5 protein-coding genes are annotated in these 5,057 nt (G+C 69.7%); 1 reads left to right on the top strand and 4 read right to left on the bottom strand.

Annotated elements, in window-relative coordinates:
- The 4 genes from AC08OV_RS23390 to AC08OV_RS23375 form a co-directional block, all read right to left on the bottom strand.
- On the bottom strand, positions 1–1,102 hold a 1,102-nt coding region (locus AC08OV_RS23390), incomplete at its 3' end, for a hypothetical protein (RefSeq protein ID WP_476620328.1).
- A complete protein-coding gene (locus tag AC08OV_RS23385) occupies positions 1,089–1,820 on the bottom strand; it encodes a class I SAM-dependent methyltransferase (protein ID WP_462188623.1) in 732 nt (243 codons plus the stop codon). The genes AC08OV_RS23385 and AC08OV_RS23390, both read right to left, overlap by 14 nt.
- Before the next feature lie 10 nt (positions 1,821–1,830).
- Positions 1,831–3,246 (bottom strand): glycosyltransferase family 4 protein, encoded by a 1,416-nt coding sequence (locus AC08OV_RS23380; RefSeq protein WP_476615654.1) that lies wholly within the window; start codon positions 3,244–3,246, stop codon positions 1,831–1,833.
- 259 nt (positions 3,247–3,505) lie between these two features.
- A complete protein-coding gene (locus AC08OV_RS23375; RefSeq protein WP_476615655.1) occupies positions 3,506–3,934 on the bottom strand; it encodes an organic hydroperoxide resistance protein in 429 nt (142 codons plus the stop codon).
- 911 nt (positions 3,935–4,845) lie between these two features.
- On the opposite strand from AC08OV_RS23375, the gene AC08OV_RS23370 reads away from it, so the two are divergent.
- On the top strand, positions 4,846–5,057 hold a 212-nt coding region (locus AC08OV_RS23370), incomplete at its 3' end, for a hypothetical protein (protein ID WP_476620327.1).

Raw genomic sequence — 5,057 nt, 5'->3', positions numbered from 1 at the left:
CCTCCGTCCCCACCTCCGCCCGTGGCTCCGGAAGCCGCCTGCTGCCCTGCCGAGGCTCGTCGGACTCCTTGTCGAGGACACAGATCCCCTCGGGGAGGTCGTCGCCGCGGAAGAGGGTCTCGGTGACCCCGCCGGCCAACGTGTCGACCGCGAGGATCACCGCCGCCGCGGTCCAGGTTGACTGTTCGGCCGGCCAGAACGTCGCGGTCTTGAACTGCCAGCCCGTCCAGTAGCTCCCGTCGGCGTGCCGCAGGTGCTGCATGTCCATGACCAGCTTGGTCGCCGCGGCGGTCTCGCCCACGAGATGCAGGGCGATGGCGAGTTCGCAGGTCTCGGCCCCCGTGACCCAGGGCTCGTCAGCCACGCAGCGGATACCCAGACCGTCGACGACGAAGTCGTCCCACCGGCTGGTGAGCCGGGACCGACCCGCGGACCGGCGCAGCGCTCCGCCGATCACCGGGTAGTACCAGTCCATCGACCACCGGTCGCGGGGGGCGAAGTACTCCGGGTGAGCGACGAGGGTGTGCCGCAGCGCGCCGGTCGCCCGTTCCCAGGCCGGTGGCACCTCCCCGACCAGGGCGGCGAGCGCCATCCCGCAGCGCAGGCTGTGCAACGTGCTGGAGCATCCCGTCAGCAGGGCCTCGGGGTAGTCGACACCGTCCGACGACCGGGCCCACCAGATCTGTCCGGTCGGGCTCTGCATATCGACGACGAAGTCCAGGGCCGCCTCGACGACCGGCCAGATCCTCGTGAGGAAGGCGCGGTCACCGGTGGCCAACCAGCGGTGCCAGGCCGCGGTGGCGACATAGGCGCACTGGTTGCTGTCGGCGAAGTCCTCCTTGACCGCGCCGCCGACGTAGCTCGTCGCCCAGGATCCATCCGGCCGCTGGTTGCGACACAGCCAGGCCCACGCGGCGTCGGCGGCGTCGACCAGGCCGCCGAGGTCGAGGGCCATGGTGCATTCGAGATGATCCCACGGGTCGGTATGGCCACCGGGATACCAGGGGATGGCGCCGTCCGGCTCCTGGACGACGGCGATCGCGGTCGCGGTCGCGGTGAGCGCCTCGGGGGTCAGGACCGGAGCAGACTCAACCGGCCGCACGCGTTACCTCCGGCTTCCTCAGATACAGCACGATGCTCTTGCCGATGATCGGATTGAGGGCCCGCTCGGCGAGGCGGGTGATGCGGGGACGGCGCATCATGTCCCACACCAGCAGCCGGTGGTAAAGCCGCGTCGCCGGATGGCCGTCGTCGTGGACACCGACGAGACACCGCAGCCACCAGTACGGGGCGTGCAGGGCGTGCGCGAAATGGGTGCCGGCCGGTTCCAGTCCCACCGCGGTCAACCGGTCACGAAGCTCGTCCCGGCGGTAGATGCGGACATGGCCCCCCTCGACGCTGTGATAAGCCGTCGACAGGCTCCAGCACACCTGCTCGGGGAACCGGTTCGGGACGGTGACCGCCACCCACCCCCCGGGCCGCAGCACCCGGGCGATCTCCGCCATCGCCGCCGTGTCGGCGGGCAGGTGTTCGAGCACCTCGGCGGCGATGATCCGGTCGAAGGTGCCGTCGGCGAACGGCAGCGCCAGCGCGTCACCGCGTACTCCGGCGGCCTTCGCCTTGGGTGGAGCCTGTCCCTCCAGGGCCATCGCGGCGAGCATCGCGTTGACGCCGGCGACCTCGTCGGCGGAGTAGTCCAGCGCGATGACCTCGGCGCCCCGTCGGAACGCCTCGAACGTGTGCCGCCCGGCGCCGCATCCCAGGTCGAGCAGCCGGCAGCCCGCGGAGACGGGAAACCGGTCGAAGTCGACGGTCAGCATGCGTCGGCCGTCAGCCGGTCAGCGTCGACGACGCTGGTGCGGACGCCCCCGCGCCGGGTGTGGACAGTGGTGCCGGCGTCCCGGAGAGCGGGACGGGCGGCGCCCAGCGGGCCGCCGATCCCAGTTCCGGGACGGGAGGTCCCGGGAAGGGGGAGGTGGGCGTCCCGCCGACTGCCGCGATCCGCTCGGCGTACCAGTCCGCGGTGGCCGCGGCGGCCGCCCGCCAGGAGAACCGCGCCTCCACCCGGCGGCGCCCGGCGGCACCCATTCGGGCCCGTCGTTCGGGGTCGTCGAGCAGGGAACCGATGGCGTCCGCCAGGGCCCCCGCATCCCCCGGCGGGACCAGCAATGCGGCCTCCCCGTCCGGACCGGCGACCTCGGGCAGCGCCCCGGCGGTGGTGGCGACCAGCGGGATCCCGCAGGCCATCTCCTCGACGGCGGGCAGGCTGAACCCCTCGTACAGCGAGGGAACGACCGCGACCTCGGCGGAGCGCAACAGGTCCACCAGCTCCAGTTCCGGCATGTTGGAACGGAACGTCACGGCGTCGGCCAGGCCCAGCTCGGCAACCTGGCGCTGGGCCGTTCCCCCTTCGCGGGCCTTGCCGACGCAGACCAGGTGCGCCGAGCGATCCACCCGCAGCTTTGCGAGCGCCTCGAGCAGGACGAGCAGGCCCTTGAGCGGAACATCGGCGCTGGTCACAACGACGACACGGCCCGGAACCGCCGGATTGCCCGAGGGCGCCGGCGTGAAGACGTCGGCGTCAACTCCCAACGGAACCGTGTGCATGACCGCTGAGGGGAGGTTCATGTCTGCGATGATCTCTCGCCGGGAGCTCTCCGACGGGATGACGATGCCGTCCAGCCCCCGCGCGACCCGGGCCTGCATCGGGAGGAACGAGTACCACCGGCGCAGGCCCAGCCGGGACGTGAAGGTGGTTGCCGCGGCGAGGTGCAGGCGGCGATCGACCGTGATCGGATGATGCACGGTGCCCACGACCGGGATCCGATACGGGCGCAGGGCCGCCCGCAGCGCCAGCAGGCCGTATCCCAGCCCCTGGTTGTCATGGACGATGTCGAACGGCGGCCGGCCCCCGGATGCCCTGGGACGCAGGGCCTGGCAGGCACGCAGGCTGAAGGCGAGCGGCTCGGAGAACTGGCCGGTCCGCATCATGGCGAACTCGACGACGTCCGGCAGGCCGTGGAACTCGGCCAGTCCGGGCCACCGGAACGGGTCGGAGTCCCGGTAGAGATCGAGGCTGGGCAGCTCGGTGAGGCCGACCCCCTCCTCGAGCACCGGGTACGGCGGCCCGCTCACCACCTGGACGCGGTGCCCCAGGGCGACCAGTTCGCGGGACAGATGTCGGACGTACACACCCTGGCCACCGCAGGTGGGCAGACTCCGGTACGACAACAACGCAATCCGCAACTGTGCGCCCTCCGTCCGTCTCGGGCCATGTCCTGGTTCCTCGACGTCGAGGGTGGCGCCGCTTCCTGGCACATTAGGATATTGAGTGCCGATCTTCACTGAAATGGGCCGACGCTGCGTCCCAGCGGTGTGCTCTGCGTCACATTAGGACTCTTCGTCGCGAGTCCAAGATCTGCGGCAACGAGGGAGACTTGCCTATCCAGAGGGTTTTGTGTCCGCTTTATCCCTCTGGATAGGCAAGGTGAGCAGGGGAGTCGGGTCAGTTGCTCTCGACGAGGACCACCTCGGAGGGGATGTTGCCCTGGGTGGCCACGGAGTACGGGCACAGAGAGTGCGCGGCCTCCAGAATCTCCTGGGCGGCCGCCCGCTCGATGCCGGGGATCTGCGCCTCGATCCGCGTGCTCAGCCCCAGGCTGCCGTTGTCGTCCCTGATCAGCCCGACGGTCACGGACACCGCCGAGTCCTTGACATCGATCTTCTTCTCGCGCGCGATGGCCTTGAGCGCGCCGTGGAAGCACGCTGCGTAACCGGTGGCGAACAGCTGTTCCGGGTTCGTGCCCGGCCCGTCGTCACCACCGAGGCCCTTCGGGACGGAGAGCTGGAGGTCGACCCGGTTGTCGCTGGACACCACCCGTCCGTCGCGTCCACCCCAGGCGGTCGAGGTGGCGGAGTAGATCGTGTTCGCCATGGTTGCCTCCGTGCATCAGGTGTTGCCGAAACTCCGGAGAGCCTGTGACATTTATGCAACCAAACTGGTGCCCTAAAAACTTCGCGGCCCACACCTTCGATTCCCGCCCAGCCTGAGCGGACGGCGGAGGAGAAGACCGGTGAGCTCGGCTGACCGCGACGGGGACGGCTCCGGGATACGACGATCGACACTCGCGTGATCTCCGCCGCAGTCGCCGAGCTGGCCGAGCACGGCGTCGGCGGGTTCCGGCGGGTTCCACCGGTCCCGCACGCTGCCCTCCGATCGCTGCCCTCCCATGGGCAGCGTGCGGGCGGTATCCCCAGGCGGTACGGGATCCCCAGGCGGTACGGGGCCATGCGCAGGTGACGATGCCCCACCCGGGCAAGAGCGATCTGAGCTGACGATCAACCAACTCGGGCAGGGTCCATCGGCTTTGGCCGCCCGTGCCCACGCTGCCCGTCTCCGGACGATGGTTGACGGTTCTGCCGGTCACCTGGCCTGGTACTGGTGGCCGGATTGGCCCTTTGCCGTTGATGGGCACGGTGGGGACGGTCAGTGGAAGGTCGGTGGACGGTCGGGGAACGGCCGGTCGACGGTGCTCCACGCAGCCCGGGGTGGGAGAACGACGGCGGTTTCGTCGATCACCGTCGTGGGTGCTGGTGAGCGGATTCATCGCTTATCGCCTCGGGGCAGTGCGACCCGAGCGGGCTCTGCACCGTGCCCGCGGACTTATCCACAGGGTGGGTGTGTCGCCATGGGCAGCGAGCGGCGACGTTTTCCACATCTGCTACTTGGATGCGGCGAGAGCGCTCCCGCTTTCAGGTGGGAGGTGAATTGCCGTGAATTCTGGTAGAATTACGGGCATGGCCCGGTCGGTTCACGTCACCCGCTTGTACCCGGATGCGGGGCAGATGGTGCAGCTGGACAGGCAGGGTCATGCGGCGCGCGGGCTGTGGAATCTGCTGCATGAATGGCACCTGATGTGCCGGCAGCATCGTCGGCCAATGCTGCCGATGGCCGAAGTAGACCGGCAGATGCGGGAAGCGCGGAAGAAACCGCTCGAGGGTTTTGAGTGGCTTTCTGCCCTGCCCGCGCAGGCGTGCCAGCAGGTGTTGAAGCAGGG

Source organism: Frankia sp. CeTa3Moorea, assembly GCF_978021225.1.
This window is presented reverse-complemented; position numbering and strand designations above follow the sequence as displayed.

Coding starts and splice junctions, on each gene's coding strand:
- AC08OV_RS23375 (WP_476615655.1), bottom strand. CDS start 3,934: ATGGCGAACACGATCTACTCCGCCACCTCGACCGCCTGGGGTGGACGC.
- AC08OV_RS23385 (WP_462188623.1), bottom strand. CDS start 1,820: ATGCTGACCGTCGACTTCGACCGGTTTCCCGTCTCCGCGGGCTGCCGG.